Raw genomic sequence first — 18,806 nt, 5'->3', positions numbered from 1 at the left:
CGGCGGTGGCGGCGGCGCCGCCCTGGCCGGCAACGCCGGCGCCGGCCGAGGCGGAACCGGCGCACCCCATCAGCGCCACGGCGACACTCCACAGATGCGCGCAAGGTAAGCTCATCCGTCCTCCCGATACCCAGACAATTGCTATCTATAAGGAAATTATTCTTTCCTAAAGTTTAATCGTCTTTGACCTGCCCGTCAGAAATTTTTCCGATTTCCGTCGGGTTTACGCACACCCAAACGCAACGTTATCGACTTGCCAAATGACGGCCTGGCGCGGTACGCACCGGCGTGATGAAAGGTCTTTATTTGGTCTCGAAAGTGGTCACGCCATCCCAGTCCGGTCCCGGTGGATGGGCGCGGTAATGCGCGATGCGCGTCAGGTACAGCGCATACAGGCCGCGCCCGGGCGCGGCCGCGCGCAAACCTTCGATCAGGGCGTCGGCCGCGTCCCAGCGCTGGGCGCGCACGGCGGCCAGCGCCTCGTTCCAGCGCGCCAGCTCGGCGCGGACGGCGGCGTCGATGTCGCGTTCCAGCGCCAGCGGCTCGAAGATCGCCACCGGCTCCCGCTTGCCCTTGACGCGCACCAGGTCGAGTTCGCGGTAAACGAATTCCGGCGCCGCCGCCCGCGTCGCCGCGCCGACCGCGATATCGACGCCGTAGACCTTGGTGATGCCTTCGAGCCGCGAGCCGAGGTTGACGGCGTCGCCCATCACCGTGTAGGCGCGGCGGATCTTGGAGCCCATGTCGCCGACGTGCATCAAGCCGGTGTTCAGGCCGATGCCGATTTTTAGCGGCGGCCAGCCGCGCGCGATGAAATCGTCGTTCAGGCGGCGCGCGCTGCGCTGCATCAGCAAGGCCGTCGCCACGGCGCGGCTGGCGTGGTCGGCGAAGGCCACGGGCGCGCCCCAGAACGCCATGACGGCGTCGCCGATATATTTATCGAGCGTGCCGCGGTGGCTGTCGCGGATATCTTCCGACATCGCCGTCAGGTACAAATTGATGTACTCGCGCAGCGCCTTCGGCGTCAGCCCTTCCGAAATCGTCGTGAAGCCGCGCACGTCGACGAACAGCACGGTCAGCTCGCGGCTCTCGCCGTCCATATTGTATTTGGCCGGATCGTCGGCCATCTCGGCCACCAGCTCGGGCGCCACGTATTCGCCGAAGCGCGACACCAGCGCCCGTCCGCGCCGCACCTCGAAAAAATAGCCCCAGGCGATATCGAGCAGGAACAGGGCGAACACCAGCAGCAGGATGACGGCCATGTTGAGCACCATGTCCTGGCGCGCATAGAGGTAGTAATTGAGGCCGGCGACGGCCGCCATCAGCGCCGCCGACAGCGCGGTCGACCAGGCCGGCGGCAAGCGGCCCAGCATGGCCGTCAGGAACAGGCCCAGCGCCAGCACCTGCAAGGCTTCGAGCACGAAGCCGTCGTAGGGCCGCGCCTTGAAGCTGTGGTCGAGCATGGACTTGATTAAATTCGCGTGCACCTCCACTCCCGGATATTCGGCGTTCACCGGCGTGGCGCGCAAGTCGTTCAAGCCGGGCGCCGTGGTGCCGACCAAGACGATGGCGTGCGCCAGCAACGCCGGCGCGACGCGGCCGGCCAGCACGTCGGCCGCCGCCACGTAGCGGAAGGCGCCGCCGGACGGCCCGCCGCCGCCGCGAAACTGCACCGTCGTCGTCAAGCCCTCGCCGACCGGAATGCCGACCTGGCCGGCGGGCGTGAACAGCACGATGTTTTCCAGGCCGCCGTTGTCCAGGTCGGCCGCCGACAGCTGGTCGACGGTCTGGCTGAAATACGGCGCGATCGCGCGCGCCTTCAGGAACACGGCGGTGGTGGCCAGCGACAGCGAGGGATAGTAGGCGTCGCCGATTTTTTGCAGCAGCGTCGAGGTGCGCACCACGCCGTCGGCATCGGTCATGGCGGTGAAGATGCCGGCGCCGCTGGCCGCGTGTTGCAGGCGCGCGATGTTGGCCTCGTAGCCGCTGGCGGCGTAGGCGTCGACCTCGCGGCCATTGAGGCTGGCGACCGTGAACGCCGGCGCCGGCAGCACGCCCTTGGTCTGCTTGTTCGACACGTTGTAGCCGAGCACCACGGGCTGGCCGTCGATGGCGGCGGCCAGCAAGCCGTCGTAATCGAGCTGCGGCCGCAGTTCGGCCAGGCGGCTGCCGAAGCCGGCGACGTCTTTCAGTTCGTGCTGCGACAGCTGGCGCAGCACGTCGTAGCCGGACGAGGTGTCCGGCTCGGGGAAGGAGATGTCGAAGCCGACGGCGCCGGCGTGGTAGTGCGTGGTCAGCTGCGACACCAGGCGCGCCATGACGTTGCGGCTCCACGGGAAGCGGCCGATCTCGGTCAGGCTTTTTTCATCGATGTCGACGATGACGATGCGCGGATCGAGCAGCGGCGGCGCGATGCGCATGCGCTGGTCGGACAGGAAGGTGTCGAGATGGGCGACGGCGTCGGCCGGGAAAAAGTTCAGCGTGTAGAGCGCGGCGGCGGCCGTCATCAGCAGGCCGAGCGCCCAGCGCGCGCCGTACTTCAGCAAACTTTTTTTCCATTTGGCGGGGATCAGACGCACGCATGCTCCGGTGGTGGTGGGGGGGGCGGTAGACAGGGGGAGACGCTAACCGCGGCCACGCAACTCAAGCGGGGTCCGCCCCCTGCTGCTGCGTATAGCCCGGTATCTTCGCCTCGTCGACGGCATCGATCTGGCGCGGGTCCATATTCTTGTGCGCGAATTCGAGGTAGATTTTACTGCGTATGAAGATATCGAACAAATAGGGATCGATATGGCCGTTGAGCGCGAAGTTACCGAGTATGCGCAGCGACTCCGACAGCTGCTTGCCCTTCTTGTACGGCCGGTCGCGCGCCGTCAGCGCCTCGAAAATATCGGCGATCGCCATCAGCCGCGCCGGCACCGACATCTGCTCCTTGGTCAGCCCGCGCGGATAACCCTTGCCGTCCATGCGCTCGTGGTGGCCGCCCGCGTATTCCGGCACGTTCTTCAAATGCTTGGGCCACGGCAGCGCTTCGAGCATGCGGATCGAGACGGTGATGTGGTTGTTGATTTCCTTGCGTTCGAGCTCGGTCAGCGTGCCGAACTTGATGCTCAGGTTGTGCACTTCGTCCTCGCTGAGGAAGTCGCGCTCGGCGCCGTCCGGGCCGACCCAGCGCCGCAGCGCGATGGCGCGCACGCGCTCCTGGTCGGCCGCCGCCATGCCCTCGCCGCCGACATTGGCCATGCGCACAAAGTCGCGCTCGGCACGCAGCGCGGCCTGCTCGCAGGCCAGCGCCGCGGCGATGGCGGCGCGGTCGGCGCCCGGCGCCAGCTGGCGTTTGAGGGCGGCGATTTCGGCGTCGCGCAGCAGCACTTCGAAGCGCGTGTCGACCATGTGGATGCGGTCGAAGATGGTTTCGAGCTTGGTCGCCTTGTCGACCACGTGCACCGGCGTGGTGATCTTGCCGCAGTCGTGCAGCAGGCCGGCCAGCCACAGTTCCTTGCGGTCGGCGTCGCTCATGCGGAACGCCGCCAGCGGGCCGCTGTCGGTCGCGTGCACGGCCTCGGCCAGCATCATGGTCAGCTCCGGCACGAACTGGCAGTGGCGGCCCGTGTAGGGCGACTTTTCGTCGATGCCGATGTTAATCAGGTTGACCAGCGATTCGAGCAGTTCTTCCAGCTGGGCGATCAGGCGCTGGTTGGTGATGGCCACGCCGGCCTGCGCCGCCAGCGCCTCGATGAAGCGCTGGTCGGTCGACGAAAAGGCGCGGATCGCGCCGCTGTCCGGGTCCTTGGCGTTGATCAGCTGGAGCACGCCGACCAGTTCCCCTTCATGGTCGTTCATCGGCACCGTCAGGAACGATTGCGAGTGGTAGTGGTAAAACTGGTCGAACGAGCGCATGCCGGAAAAATTGAATTCGTCGGCCTGGTAGACGTCTTCGATGTTGACGGACTGGCGGCGGTTGGCGGCGTAGGCGGCGACCGAGGCCAGGTTCTGGCGGCCCTGTTCATCGTACAGCGCCACGCTGGGCAGGTTGATGGCCGCGCCGCTGGCGCCGCCCTGGCGTATGCCCAGGCTGTCGTTGACGGAAATGTGGAAGCACAGCCGGCGGCCGTCGTCGCTGGGACGGTACAGGGTGCCGCCGTCGGCCGCCGTCATGTCCTTGGCCACCATCAGTATGCGTTCGAGCAGGGCGTCGACATTGCCGCCCGCGCCGAGTGCGACACTGAGCTCGGTGAGCTGATCGAGTCTCTGGGCAATTTGCTTGGGATTCAGCTCTTGCATGGTGGTGGTGTCGATGCCGGTAGAGGAGCAATTGTTTATTTACACATCATTGATGCATATCAAAGCAGTACCCTATTTATAATGAGTGTAGCTCTAGTGCAAGCTCCTGTACATCGGAAATGATCATTCGGGCGGCAAGTGTGGGGCAAATCCACACCTCGACGCCACGCCGCAACTATCGCACCAGAGCGTCTGCAAAAGAGGCTATCATCAGGGTAATCGCCACTTGCCTCTTCTACCATGACCGATGCGGGCAAACCAACAGATGGACCGTGCCTTGGACGCGGCGCCGTCGACCATAACGCGAGCGTCGCATGACGACTAAGGGCTGAGCATGAAATTCAAATTCTGGGGCGTGCGCGGGTCCATCCCGTCGCCGGGGCCGCGCACGGCGCGCTACGGCGGCAACACGACCTGCATCGAAATCCGCAGCGACGACGACACCCTGATCGTGATCGACGGCGGCACCGGCATCTTCGCGCTGGCCCAATCGCTGATCGCGCAGAAACTGCTGCCGGTGCAGGCCAACATCTTCATCACGCACAGCCACTGGGACCACATCCACGGCCTGCCCTTCTTCACGCCGCTGTTCATCCGCGGCAGCCGCGTGCGGCTGCACGGCGTGACCGACCCGGTGACCGGCAACGGCATCGAGCACGTGATGGGCGTGCAGCTGCAAAACAGCTACTTCCCCGTCAGCGAAACGCAGATGGACGCCACCATCGAATACAAGACCATCCACATCGGCCAGCCGGAGCCGGTGGGCGACGCCGTGGTCCACAACGTGGTGATGAACCACCCGGTGACGGACCTGGGCTACCGCGTCGAATGCAACGGCAAGTCGGTGTTCTTCACGGGCGACCACGAGCCGCATTACAACCCGCATCCGGCCGGCCATCCCGAGCATGACAGCTGCCAGCGCCACATCGAGGAGCGCAACCGCGCCATCGACGCCGCCGTGCGCGGCGTCGACGTGATGATCGTCGACTGCTCGTACACGCGCGAGGAATATCCGGCCAAGCAGGGCTGGGGCCACGGCACCTTCGACTCGGCGTTCGCGATGGCGCTGCGGGCCGGCGCCCGCCAGCTGTACTGCACCCACCACGAACCGACCCGCGGCGACGACGAACTCGAAGCGGTGTTCGCCGACGTGATGGCGCGCCACGCCGGCCAGCTCGGCGCCATGCAGGTGTTCCTCGCCTACGAAGGCCTGGAAGTGGCCGTCGCCTGACGCACGCCGGCGATGGTGCGCGCGGTCGGCTTCGAGTAGGCCGCGCGGCACGGATCGGGTAGACTGCTTCGCATGACCATTTTGCACACGCAGCGCTTGCGCCTGGAACCCCTGAACGACAGCCATTTCGACGGCCTGTACGCGATCAACCGCCGGCCCGAGGTGATGCGCTACATCACCGGCCAGCCGGACACGCCGGAACAGACCACGGCGATGATAGAGCGCACCAAGGCGCAGTGGGCGCTATGCGGCTATTCGTGGTGGGCGTATATCGACATCGACAGCGGCGCGCTGGTGGGCACCGGCTGCGTCCAGAATATCGAACGCAATCCGCTCAACCCGCTGGAACTGGGCTGGCGTTTGCATCCCGACCACTGGGGCCAAGGCTATGCGACGGAAGCGGCGCGGACGATGATGCGGTTCGCTTTCGCCGCGCTCGACGCGCAGCTGCTGTGCGCCGTCTGCCATCAAGAGAATGCCGATTCGGCCGCCGTCATGGAGCGTCTCGGCATGCGCTTTATCAGCATCGAGCATTGGTATCAGCGCGACCTGGCGGTGTATGGCATCTCGCGCGAAAAATGGCTGGCCGTGCAGGCCGCCGCTGGATCGGCCGCGCCGACCACGCCGCGTGTATAAGCACGCGGCCCCGCACCCTCGCCACTTTCATTCCATGGACCTGACACTCAATCTCAAACTGCGGCTGATGCGCGACGAAGAAGTCGCCATGGGACCGGGCAAGGCCGACCTGCTCGAAGCGATCGCCGAGGCGGGGTCGATCAGCGGCGCCGCGCGCAGCATGGGCATGTCGTACCGGCGCGCGTGGCTGCTGGTCGACGTGATGAACCGCTGCTTTCAGCAGCCGCTGGTGCTCAGCGCGGCCGGCGGCGCGCAGGGCGGCGGCGCGCAGCTGACCGAGGACGGCGTCGCCGTGCTGGCGCAGTTTCGCGACATGGAGCGGGCCGCCATCGACGCGGCGCAGCCGCATCTGGATCGGCTGTCGCAGTTGCTCAAGCGCGGCGCTTAAAAACCACGACTGAAGTTCTCACCTCCACCACTGAGGAGTCGATATGACAATTCTGTTCCGCGCCCTGATGTTCAGCGCCGCGCTGGCCGCCGCGCCGTCGTTCGACGCGCGCTTTCAACGCGCCTGAAATTTACGCGGCGCTGGCGGCGGCGACCCCGAGCCGCCGCATCAACTCGACGAAGCTGGCGACGCTGGCCGTGCGCAGCGGATGGCAGGCGATGCCCAGCCACGCGCAGGCCTGCCGGGTGACGTGCATCGCGTTGTGGCTGATGCAGTCGACCGGGAACACCACCATCTGCGCGCGCGGCAGCATCGCGGCCAGCAAGCCGCGCCGGTCTTCAATGCCGCCGTCGTGCACCAGCAGCTCGCCGCCGGCGGCGGCCACCATCTGGCCCAGCATCGTCGACGACGACGGCCGGCCGCCAACATAGACCACGCATATTCCATTCAACCGCGGCAGCGCGGACGCGGACGCGCCGGGCTGCTGCGACTGCGCCAGAGCGCGTTCGAGCGCCTGCTCCAGCGCCTCGATTTCGGCGCGCGCGGCGTCGGCGTCTTCCTGCATGCGCTGCTGCGCGGCGCGCAGCGTTTGCAGCGCGTCTTCCTGCTGTTGCAGTTTCTGTTCGGCGTCGCTGCGGCGCGCGGTGTGCAGCGCGATCTGCCGTGCGCCGTCGGCCAGCGTGTCGCGCAGGCGCGCCAGTTCGTCGGCCGCGCCGACGGCGGCCAGTTGCTGCCCGCGCCGGCCCGTCAGCTGCGCCACCTGCTGTTCCAGCTGGCGCACGACGTGTTCGTGGTGGGCGCTCATTTCATGCTGGCGCGCCTGCTGGCGGCCGCCCTGTTCCTTCAGCGCGTCGTTTTCTTTTTCCAGCGCCGCCAGCCGGCGGATGTCGGCGCGGTTCGATGCGCCGACCAGATGCGACAGCATGTGCACGTCGCCGAAGGCCAGGCCGCGCAGCGCGACGCCGCCGGCCGGATGCGTCATCACGGCCCAGTAGGCGCCGGCCACGTCGCCGTTGGCCAGCGCGGCCTGCCACAGCGCGCGCAAGGCCGCGTCGTCGGCGGCGTTCTTGAAGCGCCTGACGGTCAGCGCGTGGCGCGTGTCGAGCGCCTTATTGAGTTCCTTGACGGCGGCGCCGCCGGCGGTCGACAGCTCGACCGCCGCGTGGTGGATATCGAGGTCGCTGGCGGTTTTGCGGTCGAGGAGGACGGCGTAGCGCGGCACCAGCTTGCGCAGCTCCATCGTGCTCAGGCAGGTGCCGATGATGGAACAGTGGACGTGGGGATCGAGGTCGGACAAGCGGGAACGGCGCGCCCGCGACGCCGCGTTGGGGGCCGTGACCAAGGTCGGGACCGGCGCGCAGCAGCCGTCCCCGGACGCGCCGGTGGCGGCGCGAGCGGCCATGCCGGCCATCATGCGCTGCACGTGGTTCGGAGGGGAGGCGGTGTTACCCGGCAGGTGAGGCATGGTAGGGTCTCGCTTGAAGTCGCTATATACATCAGAATATAGCGTAAATCATGGCCAGCTGCCAAGGCGCGGCGGTCCATCGAAAGCGGCGCACGGCACGACGCGGGTTCAAGCGCCAGTGCGGACGTCTGTTTGGATGCCAGTTTGGACGTCGGTGCGGGCGTCAATTTGGGCGGCCGAGCGGCGGCGCAGCCACTCATCGACCACGTCGCCCATGGTTTTGTGCGCGCCATCGCGTATCCACGCCATGAAAGCGCGGTCGAATTTGAAATCGGCGCCACAGTGCCGCGCCATAAAGCGCCGCACGTTCTGGGTGTTCTTATAGGCGGCATCGACCGCCGTCGACCGCGCGATATCAGCACCGTGCCAATCCAGGTTCATATCGTATCCATCATCATGCGTGGTGATCGGGGCCGGCCAAGCCCGGTCCGGCGCAAAAACGGCGCCGCAGCGCCGTCCGTTCCCTCTACGCGGCAATGCCGCTCAGCTCGTGAATTTGTCCTGCTGACGACGACGCGAAGCGCCGCCCAGCAGCAGCAGGCCGGCGCCCAGCATCAGATAGGTGCCCGGTTCCGGCACGGCGTTGACGTGCACCAGCACGGAGCCGGTGTTGTCGGCGTTGTTGCTATCCCAGTAGAACAGGTTGAGCTTGCCGGCCGCCGGCGCGGCGCCGATGAAACCGGCTCCCAGCGTGAGGAAGTGGCCGCCGATCTCGCCCACCAGCGAGCCATACGGGGCGCTGTAGCCGTTTTCGGTCCAGGTGCCGAAATTGCTGCCGATGACGGTGCCGACGGGCTGGCCCGATTCATCGCTGCCGGTGGCGATGACCGTGCCGGTCAGGCCGTTGGCGTTCGACCAGCGCGGCAAAGCGCCCGCGCTCCACAAGTCGCCCAGGCCGGCGCTGACGGTGAAGGTTTCGCCGGCGGTCAGCGTCAGCGTCCCGACGGATGTGCCGCCGGTGCTGCTGTTGTCATGCGCGCTGACCGTGTAATCGGCCGCTTGCGCCGATGTAGCCGCCAAGGCGCAGGCGGCGCTGAACATTACTGCTTTAATCAAAAGTTTCATGGTGTTCCCTCGCAATAGTTTAATTAAGTGCCGAATGCCAACATTAATTTCAGTTTTTGCAGCGATTGTCTCCCAGAATACCCGCTACGATCTGAACCGCAAGCCGCTTACGGTGGTTGCGCGCATTTGTAGCGCCGCGACCACAAATGGTATGCTTCGGGTCAGCATCCGGGATGTCCGCAGCGGCTTGCCGGCCGGCGCGGGTTCAGACTTCCCCCACCGGCGCCTTGCCGCCTTGACTTGCCCCGAGCTTGCCGACGTAGCCACTGTAACTTTTTTTCATCAGACGCCGCGCGCGTTTGCCGTCCACCTGACCGAGACGCCCCCATGACCACTGAAACCTTTATTCCCGGCAAAGATGCCGCCCTCGAAACGACCATCGCCACCATGCAGGCCAAGCTGGCCCAGCGCGGCTTCAAGCTCAACGAATCGTCGCTGCTGCACGAGGTCGACGGCATCTGGTCGACCCACATGAAGGACAACGATTGCCAGATGCTGTTCTCGAACGGCAAGGGCGCGACCGAACTGGCCGCGCGCGCCAGCGCCTACGGCGAATTCTTCGAGCGCCTCGGCACCCATTATTTCTGGACCCACTTCCACCTCGGCGCCACCCGCGCCAGCCGTCCCTTCGTCCACTATCCGCAGGAAAAATGGTTCGCGCCGACGGCCGACGGCAGCTGGCCCGACGAGATGCTCAATCCGGCGCTGCACGCCTTTTACAATCCCGACGGCGAAATCGACGGCAGCGTGCTGGTCGACCTGAACTCGGGCAATGTCGAGCGCGGCATCTGCGCCCTGCCCTACACCTGCGTGCGCGACGGTTCGACCGCCTACATCCCGGTCAACATCATCGGCAACCTCTACGTCAGCAACGGCATGGCCGCCGGCAATACGCTGATGGAGGCGCGCAGCCAGGCGCTGTCCGAAATCTTCGAGCGCGCCATCAAGTACCGCATCATCGCCGAAGGCCTGTGCCTGCCGGAAGTGCCGGACGACGTGATCGCCCGCTATCCGAACATCGAGGCCGGCATCGCCGGCTTGCGCGCGGCCGGCTTCGGCATCCTGGTCAAGGACGCTTCGCTGGGCGGCAAGTATCCGGTCATGAACGTGACGCTGATCCATCCGAAAGACCAGGGTGTGTTCTCCAGCTACGGCGCGCACCCGCGCTTCGAAATCGCGCTGGAACGGGCCATGACGGAACTGTTGCAGGGCCGCGCCCTCGATTCGCTCGAAGGCTTCCCGGAGCCGGGCTTCGACATGAGCGAAATCAACGCCGTGGCCAACCTGGAAATCCACTTCGTCGATTCGAGCGGCGTCATCAGCTGGAACTTCATGGGCGACACGCCGGACTTCCCTTTCTGCGACTGGAACTTCAGCACCACGACGCAGGAAGACTACGACTGGCTGGTCAACGCCGTGCACGCCGAGGACAAGGATATCTACGTGGCCGACTTCAGCGAGCAAGGCGCGTACAGCTGCCGCATGCTGGTGCCGGGCTTCTCGGAAATCTACCCGGTCGAAGACCTGGAATGGGAAAACAACAGCATCGGCAACGCGCTGCGTCCGCTGCTGGTGCGCCTGCATGATTTGAGCGAGGCCGAATGCGCCAGCCTGCTGGCCGACCTGCAAACGTCGAACTTGAACGATGAGCGTCCGCTGTGGGAAATCCTCGGCCTGGCGATCCCGCTGGGCACGCCGTGGAAGCAGTTGCGCATCGGCGAGCTGAAGACCCTGCTGGCCCTGGTGGTCGGCGACGAGGAAGCGATCTTGGAAGGCTGCGACTGGATCCACCACTTCAAGGATCTGGCGCCGGCGCGCCGCCTGGTGTACCGCTGCATCGAGAGCATCATCAACCTGGAAGACGCGGACAATTATCGCCGCTCGTTCGAGCTGATGTACGGCGCCGACACCGTGCGCCAGGCCGAGGCGCTGCTCGACGGCAGCGCGCGTTTCTTCGGCCTCGAGACGCTGGGCGCCGACTTCGAGGGCAGCGCCATGCACCAGACGCTGCTGGCCGCCTACGACAAGCTGTTCGCCGCCGACGCCGCGTAACAGCGGCCGCGCCGCGACAAGGAAAGGCGCCGCGTGCGCCTTTTTTTACGCGCGGCGCTTGCCCGTGATCGGCGGTGGCTGCGGGCCGGAGCCAGGATCGCCGCATCTTTTATGCGGCGCAAAACGCATGCTCATATAGGGATTTATATTCACCGTCTTGCGGCCTACATTGAATGGAACGCCAACCGGGGACCACGCCATGCATCCGACTAAACTTTTCAAAACCGGGAATTCGCAAGCGGTGCGTATTCCGGCCGAGATCGCTTATCAAGACGCCGGCATCGCGCTGGAAATCGAACGCGTCGGCGACGAGTTGAGAATACGCCCGGTGCAGCGGTCGCTGGCCGATGTGTTGAAAAAATTCGCGAGCTTCCCGGTGGACTTCATGGCCGATGGCCGCGGCAAGAGCTTATGGCCCGGTCAGGCACGCCAGCAACGACCGTAAACGAGATCAGCTCGACAAGCTCATCGCGGCGCACGCGCTATCGCTCGACATCATCCTGGTGACAAACAATGTGCGCGATTTTTCATGCCATGGCGACTTGAAAATCGAAAACTGGCTGGACGGCTGAACACATCGTGCGCAGCCGCCGCGCCGCCCCCCTTCCCCTTACGATTTCAGGAAGGCCAGCAGGTCCGCGTTCAGGCGGTCCTTCTGCGTCAGCAACAGGCCGTGCGAGCCGCCGTCGTACACGATCAATTGCGCATGCTTGACGAGCTTGGCCGCCACGTTGCCGGAGATTTCAATCGGCACGATCTGGTCGTCGCTGCCGTGGATAATCAAGGTCGGCACGGTGATTTTTTTCAGGTCGTCGCGGAAGTCGGTTTCCGAGAACGCGCCGATGGCTTGATACGCGGCCTGCATGCCGGTGTTCATGCCCTGGCGCCAATAGTCCTCGCGCACGCCTTCGGACACCTTGGCGCCGGGACGGTTGAAGTTATAGTAAGGCATGCTGACGTCCTTGTTCCACTGCGCGCGGTCGCTCGTGACGGCGCTGCGGAAGCCGTCGAAAAACTCTTTCGGCGCACCGTTCGGATTGTCGGCCGTCTTCAGCAAAAAGGGCGTGACGGCCGCCACCAGCGCCACTTTGGCGACGCGCTTCTGGCCGTGGCGACCGACATAGCGCGCCACTTCGCCGCCGCCCATCGAATGGCCGATGAAGGTGGCTTGCTTGATGTCGAGCGCGTCGAGCAGCGTGGCCAGGTCGTCGGCGAAGGTGTCGTAATCGTAGCCGGTCGATGGCTGGCTGGAGCGGCCGAAACCGCGGCGGTCGTGCGCGATCACGCGGTAGCCGTGCTGCGACAGGAACAGCATCTGGTTTTCCCACGCGTCCGACGACAGCGGGTAGCCGTGGCTGAACACGACCACCGGGCCGCTGCCCCAGTCCTTGTAATAGAGCACGGTGCCGTCCTTGGCGGTGACGGTGCTGGCCGTCAGCTTGGCGGCAACGGCGGCGGCGAGATTAGGCTGCTTGAGCTGGGCCGCGACGGCGTTGCCGCCCATGACGGCCAGGCCGGCTCCGGCCACGGCGCCGGCCACGCCCGCCAGCAGGTTGCGGCGGGAATTGATTTCAGGATGTGCGGTATTGGACATGATCTTTTCCTTGATGGTTACGCGGGCCAGCGCCGGCGGCGCTGACGGATGATTTGTTTTTAAAGGGCGGCCGGCGCGTCTGGCACCGGCCGCCCTATCGCTGACAGCACTCAGAGGCCGAGGCGGCGCAGGTCTTCTGCATCGATGGCCTGGCCGCTGCGGTTCTGGACGCTTGGCCGCGCCGCCACTCTGGCCTGCCACGCGAGCAGTGCCTCGCAATCGACCGGAATGGCCACGCCGGCATAGACGGCATGCAGCATCGCGGCAAAGGCCGTGATGTCGGCCACCGAGAATTGTTCGCCCGCCAGATACGGCCGGGTTTTCAGCACCTCGTTGAAGTCCTTCAAGCCCTGCACGTATTTGTCGCGCTCGCGCCCGGCCCACTCTGTGCGGCCGGCCCATTCGGGACTCTTGTGCGCTTGCAGCTGGTCGCCCAGGCCGACGGTGCCGAAGTGGAAATAGCTGCCGATGGCGTCGATCAACTGGTCGTCGGCGCGTTTCTGCATCATCGCGATCAGCGCTTTTTCGCGCGGGGTGGTGCCGGTCAGCGTAGGCTGGCCGTCGAGGTTGTCCAGATAGGCGCTGATGGCGACGCTTTCGGTAATCAGCGTGCCGTCGTCCAGTTCCAGCACCGGCACCACGCCGGTCGGGTTCTTGGCCAAAAAGGCCGCCTGCTTGTGCTCGGCGCCCACCAGGTCGACCTTGACGAACTGCACTTGCGCGTCCAGGCCTTTTTCGGCCAGGACGATGCGGATGCGGGCGGGGTTGGGGAAACCTGGGGTGTCGTAGATTTTCATGGCGTACTTTGCGAAGTTATTCTACCTTTCGGTAGATAGATTATAATGAACACGAACGGCGGCGGAGCTTTAAGAACTTGTCTACCTACCGATAGATAGGATAATAGGTCGATCGAGGAAGCGCGTCAAGCGATATTTTCAGGAAGGAAGGCGAACGTGAGTACGAGCGATATGAAAGAAACCATCATGGCGACGGCGCGGCCGATGGTGCAGGCGCGGGGCTACAACTCGCTGAGCTTCCGCGAGCTGGCCACGGCGGTCGGCATCAAAAGCGCCAGCATCCACTATTATTTTCCGACCAAGGACGATCTGGGCGCGGCGCTGGCGCGGCGCTACACGGATGATTTTTTGCTGTATCTGAACGAGCTGCTCGACACCAAACAGGGCTGGAAAACCTGCATCGCCAGCTATGCCGACGTGTTCCGCAACACGCTGCTGCGCGAAAACCGCATGTGCCTGGGCGGCATCCTGGCGGCGGAGCGGCCGGAACTGGCGTTGGAAGTGCGCAGCGAAGTGGAGCGCTACACGACGATGATCGTCGAATGGCTGACGAAGGTGGTGGCGCTGGGCCATCCGAAAATCGAGGCGGAGGCCGCGCAGCGCTGGGCCTTCGGCATCTTCGCCGCCATCGAAGGCGCGCAGCTGGTGGCGCGCGGCTGCGACGACGTGACGGTGTTCGATAAAACGCTGGAAGCGTATCGCAGCGCCGGACTGCTGCCCGCGCTGCCGGCCTGAGTTGCCGGCCTGAATTGCCGGCCTGAGTTGCCGGCTTGAGTTGCCGGCTTGACTCCCGGCCCGAGCGGGCACGAGCTGGCAACAGCCGTCGCAGCGGCCGCCATCGCGGCGCGGTGCGTTTATAGTTCGTGTGCTTACGCGGCCAGCTTGTCCACCACTTGCCCGGTGGTCCACAGCGCCGACGCCAGGTAGCGGAAGTTAATCATGGCGGCCAGATAGCCGTCGCCCTCAGGCGTGCGCGGACCGGCCGTGGCGTCGCGTACGACGGCCACTTCAAAGCCCTGCTCCATCAGCTCGCGCAGATGCGACTCCACGCACAGATTGGCCGCCATCCCCGCCAGCACCACCTGGCTGATGCCCTTCTTGCGCAGTTGTAACACCAGGTCGTTGCTCTCCGGTCCATAAACCTTGTGCGGCGAGCAGATGATGGTCTTGCCGTCGAGGATGTAGGGCTTGAACTGCGGCAGATAATCGGCGCCGGAATTTTCGAAGCCGTCCATGGACACCGGGCTGCTGCGGTCGAACATGCAGATATCGTGCATCAACTTTTCGCTGGCGCCGCCGAAATCCCACTCATGGTCGGTCGGATAATAGTAGTGCGGCGACACGGCGACCACCACGCCGGCCCGCTTGGCGGCGGCGAACAGGCGGTCGAGATTGTCGACCACGCCGTTTTCGGTGACGCTCTCGCCCACCAGGCTCCAGGCCACACCCTGCGGCGTGAGGAAGTCCACTTGCGGATCGATCACCACCAGCGCGCAGCGGGCCGGGTCGAGCACCATCGTCGAGGCGGGCAAAACGGGATTGGCCGGGTCGGCGTACAGGCTGTTGAGGTCGGATTTCAGAGTAGTCACGGTAGCTCCATGGAGGATGTTCGCCGGGAGGGGAAACCGTTTCCACCGCTATCCCGCGAGACAACTCCATCGTAGCGCCAGGGCGGGCCGCGCTTTTGCCCCGGCGTCCGCCGCTTTTACCCCATCCGCCGGCGGGGCGCGGAAACACGCTAGGCGCGCTTGAGCCACTCGCCCGGCGGCATGCCGGTCTCGTGCGCGAAGGCGCGCGTGAACGCCGCCTGCGAGCTGAAGCCGGCCGAGGCGGCGACGATTTTCAGCGCCACGCCCTGCGCCATCAAATCCTGCGCCAGCTTGATGCGCCAGGCGGCCAGATAACTGATCGGCGGCTCGCCCACCAGCTCGGCGAAGCGGGCCGAAAAACTCGAGCGCGAGATGCCGGCCAGCGCGGCCAGCTGGCCCACGCTCCACGGCTGCTCCGGCTGCTGGTGGATGGCGGCCAGCGCCTTGCCGACCTGGGCGTCGAGCATGGCGAACAGCACGCCACGGGAAATGGCTTGCCGGGCGATGGCCTGGCGCACCAGCAGGATCAGGATGTATTCGAACAGCACGCTCATGCCCTTGTGACGGCCGGGACCGGCGCCACGGAATTCGGCCAGCAGCGTCTCCATCACCGGCAGCACATGGTCCAGTTCGCTGAACTTGAAGATGATGGTGTCGGTGACGCCGAACGGCAGCGTGCGGCCGATGGCGGCGCCGAATTCAAAACTGGCGCAAACGATGTTGGCGCCGTCGATGCCGGACGCGCGCAGCTTGTAGCGGCAGCTGCCGGGACAGAGCAGGATGCTGGGCTCGCGCACCGGGATGCTGGGATGGCCAGGCCGCACCAGGTCGATGCCGCCCTGCTCCAGGATGTGGATGAAGGCGGTGCCGGGCGGCTTGTCGATGTCGAGCGTGCCGTCGACCTTGCCCGCGAAAAACAAGCGGCCTTTGAGCTGCACGCGGTCGAAGAAGTCGGAAAGGGCATCCATGGCGGGCCTGGTGGACGGGATGGAGGGAAAGACGGGACAGGCGGCGATTGTAAGTGATTTCACCGCGCCGCGTGCCGGGGCGAAAAAAAGGGAGCCGCAGCTCCCCTTCCCTTCCATGCCAGCGCGACGCTTACATGATGTGATGGCCCAGCCACCAGGCGATCGCGGCCACGAAGGCCGAGGCCGGAATCGTGAAGATCCAGGCCCACACGATATTGCCCGCCACGCCCCAGCGCACGGCCGACATCTTTTGCGCCGAGCCGACGCCGACGATGGCGCCGGTGATGGTGTGCGTGGTCGAGACCGGCACGCCGAACATCGACGCCAGCAGCAAGGTCAGCGCGCCGCCCGTTTCGGCGCAAAAGCCGCCCACCGGTTTGAGCTTGGTGATCTTCTGGCCCATGGTCTTGACGATGCGCCAGCCGCCGAACAGCGTGCCGGCCGAGATCGCCGTGTAGCAGGACACGATGACCCAGATCGGCGGCGACTTGTCGGCCACGGCGACGTTGCCGCTGGCGATGAGCAGCATCCAGATGATGCCGATGGTTTTTTGCGCGTCGTTGCCGCCGTGGCCCAGGCTGTAGCTGGCGGCCGAGAACAGTTGCAGGCGGCGGAACCATTTGTCGACGCGGCGCGGCGTCGAGCGCACGAACAGCCACGACACCAGCAACATGATGAGCGAGCCGAAGATGAAGCCCAGCAGCGGCGACAGGACGATCCATTCCACGGTTTTCAGCAGGCCGCCGCCGGCCAGCGCGCCGGTGCCGGACTTGGCGACGGCGGCGCCGACCAGGCCGCCGATCAGCGCGTGCGACGACGACGACGGGATGCCGTAATACCAGGTGAACAGATTCCAGGCGATGGCCCCGACCAGGGCGCCGAAGATGACGTACTGGTCGACGACGCCGGGGTCGATGGTGCCCTTGCCGACGGTGGCGGCGACGCCCAGGCCGACGACGAAGATGGCGATGAAGTTGAACACGGCGGCCATGGCGACGGCCGTCTGCGGCTTGAGCACGCCGGTCGAGACGACGGTGGCGATGGCGTTGGCGGCGTCGTGGAAGCCGTTCATGAAGTCAAACACCAGCGCCAGGCCGATCAACAGGCCCAGCACGTAGATGCTCAGTTGTAGGGTATGCATGAGAGTTTTTTAGTTGTTGTCTGGTTTGCCGCGGCGACCGTTAGGCGTTTTCGACGATGATGCCTTCGATGATGTTGGCCACGTCCTCGCAGCGGTCGGTGACCGTTTCGAGGATTTCATAGATGGCCTTCATCTTGATGAGGTTGCGCACGTCCGGTTCGTCGCGGAACAGCTTGGACATGGCGGCGCGCATGACGTGGTCGGCGTCCGATTCGAGGCGGTCGATCTCTTCGCAGATGGCGACGATCTGGCGCGAATTGTCCATATTGTGCAGCAGCGCCACGGCGTCGCGCACCTTCTCGGTACAGGCCAGCACCAGCTCGGCGAGGCGCTTGGCTTCCGGCGTGACCGAATGCAGGTCGTACAGCGAGACGGTCTGGGCCGCGTCTTCCAGCAGGTCGAGGATGTCGTCCATGCGCGTGATGAGCTTGTGGATGTCGTCGCGGTCGATGGGCGTGATGAAGGTCTTGTGCAACATGTCGACCGTGGCGTAGGTGATCTTGTCGGCCTGCTTTTCGATGCTCTCGATGGCGTGCACGCGGTTTTCCAGGTCGTCGAAATTGGTCATCAGGCCCAGCATTTCCTTGGCGCCTTTGACGCACAGTTCGGCGTGCTGGTTGAACAATTCAAAAAATTTGCCCTCGGTGGGCATCAGTCGTCCAAACATGGTCATTCTCCGTTCATAAATTCGAATTGCTGCGCCGCCCGCCGGGGTGGACCGGAGCGGGCCGCGCAAAGGATAAGTCGACGATTGATAGCCTAGGCATCGGCGATGCATGGGCCCGTCATCGGGGATTAGTCGCCCTGGTACATCGCCAGGCTGCCGCTGTAGTTGCCGAACTTGGTGTACTGGCCGATCCAGGTCAGGCGCACGGCGCCGATCGGGCCGTTACGCTGCTTGCCGATGATGATTTCAGCCGTGCCTTTATCGGGCGAGTCGGGGTTATAAACTTCATCGCGATACAGGAAGATGATGACGTCGGCATCCTGCTCGATCGCGCCGGACTCGCGCAGGTCGGACATCACGGGACGCTTGTTGGGGCGCTGCTCGAGCGAGCGGTTCAGCTGCGACAGCGCGATCACCGGGCATTGCAACTCCTTGGCCAGGCCCTTGAGGCTACGCGAGATCTCCGAAATTTCGGAGGCGCGGTTGTCGCCCGGCTGGCTGCCCGTCATCAGCTGCAGGTAGTCGACGATGATCAGGCCCAGCTTGCCGCACTGGCGCGACAGACGACGCGCGCGGGCGCGCATCTCGATCGGGTTCAGCGCCGGGGTTTCGTCGATGAACAACTGGGCGTCGTTCATCTTCTGGATGGCGTGGGTCAGGCGCGGCCAGTCCTCGTCGTTGAGGCGGCCGGTGCGCAGGCGGTGCTGGTCGAGCTGGCCGACCGAGCCCAGCATACGCATCGCCAGCTGGGCGCCGCCCATCTCCATCGAGAAGATCGCCACCGGCAGGCCGGCCTCGATCGCCACGTTCTCGCCGATGTTGACCGAGAACGCCGTCTTGCCCATCGAGGGACGGCCGGCCACGATCACCAGGTCGCCCGGCTGCAGACCGGAGGTCATGCGGTCGAGGTCGATGAAGCCGGTCGGCAC

General features: G+C 65.1%; 18 protein-coding genes and 1 pseudogene. 7 read left to right on the top strand and 12 right to left on the bottom strand.

Going from position 1 to position 18,806, the window contains the following annotated elements:
• Positions 1-302: 302 nt before the first annotated feature.
• Positions 303-2,579, bottom strand: coding sequence for a CHASE2 domain-containing protein (locus Q0S71_RS09995; RefSeq protein ID WP_295994393.1), 2,277 nt, complete (start codon positions 2,577-2,579; stop codon positions 303-305).
• Between the two features lie 64 nt (positions 2,580-2,643).
• Positions 2,644-4,284, bottom strand: coding sequence for an HD family phosphohydrolase (locus tag Q0S71_RS09990; protein WP_295994391.1), 1,641 nt, complete (start codon positions 4,282-4,284; stop codon positions 2,644-2,646).
• 334 nt (positions 4,285-4,618) lie between these two features.
• Between Q0S71_RS09990 and Q0S71_RS09985 the strand changes: the two genes are divergently transcribed.
• The 3 genes from Q0S71_RS09985 (at position 4,619) to Q0S71_RS09975 (ending at position 6,539) form a co-directional block, all read left to right on the top strand.
• Positions 4,619-5,515, top strand: coding sequence for an MBL fold metallo-hydrolase (locus Q0S71_RS09985; protein ID WP_295994389.1), 897 nt, complete (start codon positions 4,619-4,621; stop codon positions 5,513-5,515).
• Between the two features lie 72 nt (positions 5,516-5,587).
• Positions 5,588-6,151, top strand: coding sequence for a GNAT family N-acetyltransferase (locus Q0S71_RS09980; RefSeq protein WP_295994387.1), 564 nt, complete (start codon positions 5,588-5,590; stop codon positions 6,149-6,151).
• Positions 6,152-6,185: 34 nt separating this feature from the next.
• A complete protein-coding gene (locus Q0S71_RS09975) occupies positions 6,186-6,539 on the top strand; it encodes a LysR family transcriptional regulator (protein WP_295994385.1) in 354 nt (117 codons plus the stop codon).
• Between the two features lie 130 nt (positions 6,540-6,669).
• On the opposite strand, the gene Q0S71_RS09970 is transcribed toward Q0S71_RS09975, so the two are convergent.
• From Q0S71_RS09970 to Q0S71_RS09960, 3 genes are all read right to left on the bottom strand, one after another.
• Positions 6,670-8,004 carry a DUF2325 domain-containing protein gene (locus Q0S71_RS09970; protein WP_295994382.1) on the bottom strand — a complete coding sequence of 445 codons (1,335 nt, stop codon included), beginning with the start codon at positions 8,002-8,004 and terminating at the stop codon, positions 6,670-6,672.
• 108 nt (positions 8,005-8,112) lie between these two features.
• On the bottom strand, positions 8,113-8,385 hold the full coding sequence (locus tag Q0S71_RS09965; protein WP_295994380.1) for a DUF6434 domain-containing protein: 273 nt from the start codon (positions 8,383-8,385) through the stop codon (positions 8,113-8,115).
• A 102-nt stretch (positions 8,386-8,487) separates the two neighbouring features.
• Entirely contained in the window at positions 8,488-9,069 is a 582-nt protein-coding gene (locus Q0S71_RS09960; protein WP_295994379.1) for a PEP-CTERM sorting domain-containing protein, read from the bottom strand.
• 327 nt (positions 9,070-9,396) lie between these two features.
• Between Q0S71_RS09960 and ycaO the strand changes: the two genes are divergently transcribed.
• The 3 genes and pseudogenes from ycaO to Q0S71_RS09945 form a co-directional block, all read left to right on the top strand.
• Entirely contained in the window at positions 9,397-11,121 is a 1,725-nt protein-coding gene (ycaO, locus tag Q0S71_RS09955; protein WP_295994377.1) for a 30S ribosomal protein S12 methylthiotransferase accessory factor YcaO, read from the top strand.
• A gap of 199 nt (positions 11,122-11,320) precedes the next feature.
• On the top strand, positions 11,321-11,566 hold the full coding sequence (locus tag Q0S71_RS09950; protein WP_295994374.1) for an antitoxin: 246 nt from the start codon (positions 11,321-11,323) through the stop codon (positions 11,564-11,566).
• Positions 11,514-11,693, top strand: a pseudogene (locus Q0S71_RS09945) (VapC toxin family PIN domain ribonuclease); the annotation flags it as partial. The gene Q0S71_RS09950 and the pseudogene Q0S71_RS09945, both read left to right, overlap by 53 nt.
• 38 nt (positions 11,694-11,731) lie before the next feature.
• Here the strand turns inward: Q0S71_RS09945 and Q0S71_RS09940 are convergent.
• Together Q0S71_RS09940 and Q0S71_RS09935 are read right to left on the bottom strand one after the other, a co-directional pair.
• The gene (locus Q0S71_RS09940; protein WP_295994372.1) at positions 11,732-12,715 is read right to left on the bottom strand and encodes an alpha/beta hydrolase; all 984 of its coding nucleotides are present in this window, start codon (positions 12,713-12,715) and stop codon (positions 11,732-11,734) included.
• A 110-nt stretch (positions 12,716-12,825) separates the two neighbouring features.
• Positions 12,826-13,512: a glutathione S-transferase family protein gene (locus Q0S71_RS09935; RefSeq protein ID WP_295994369.1), complete on the bottom strand. Its 687-nt coding sequence runs from the start codon at positions 13,510-13,512 to the stop codon at positions 12,826-12,828.
• Positions 13,513-13,668: 156 nt separating this feature from the next.
• Here Q0S71_RS09935 and Q0S71_RS09930 point away from each other — a divergent pair, with 156 nt between their 5' ends.
• The gene (locus Q0S71_RS09930; RefSeq protein ID WP_295994367.1) at positions 13,669-14,247 is read left to right on the top strand and encodes a TetR/AcrR family transcriptional regulator; all 579 of its coding nucleotides are present in this window, start codon (positions 13,669-13,671) and stop codon (positions 14,245-14,247) included.
• Positions 14,248-14,381: 134 nt separating this feature from the next.
• Here the strand turns inward: Q0S71_RS09930 and Q0S71_RS09925 are convergent, their stop codons facing one another.
• The 5 genes from Q0S71_RS09925 to dnaB all read right to left on the bottom strand — a co-directional run.
• Entirely contained in the window at positions 14,382-15,029 is a 648-nt protein-coding gene (locus Q0S71_RS09925) for an isochorismatase family cysteine hydrolase (protein WP_295994395.1), read from the bottom strand.
• Positions 15,030-15,250: 221 nt separating this feature from the next.
• The gene (locus Q0S71_RS09920) at positions 15,251-16,069 is read right to left on the bottom strand and encodes an AraC family transcriptional regulator (protein WP_295994365.1); all 819 of its coding nucleotides are present in this window, start codon (positions 16,067-16,069) and stop codon (positions 15,251-15,253) included.
• 130 nt (positions 16,070-16,199) lie between these two features.
• The gene (locus Q0S71_RS09915) at positions 16,200-17,210 is read right to left on the bottom strand and encodes an inorganic phosphate transporter (protein ID WP_295994362.1); all 1,011 of its coding nucleotides are present in this window, start codon (positions 17,208-17,210) and stop codon (positions 16,200-16,202) included.
• A 40-nt stretch (positions 17,211-17,250) separates the two neighbouring features.
• Positions 17,251-17,877 carry a DUF47 domain-containing protein gene (locus tag Q0S71_RS09910; protein WP_295994360.1) on the bottom strand — a complete coding sequence of 209 codons (627 nt, stop codon included), beginning with the start codon at positions 17,875-17,877 and terminating at the stop codon, positions 17,251-17,253.
• Between the two features lie 128 nt (positions 17,878-18,005).
• On the bottom strand, positions 18,006-18,806 hold an 801-nt coding region (dnaB, locus tag Q0S71_RS09905; RefSeq protein ID WP_295994358.1), incomplete at its 5' end, for a replicative DNA helicase.

The organism is Rugamonas sp. (assembly GCF_025354735.1).
In the GTDB taxonomy this organism is placed as follows: Bacteria; Pseudomonadota; Gammaproteobacteria; order Burkholderiales; family Burkholderiaceae_D; genus Rugamonas.
This window is presented reverse-complemented; position numbering and strand designations above follow the sequence as displayed.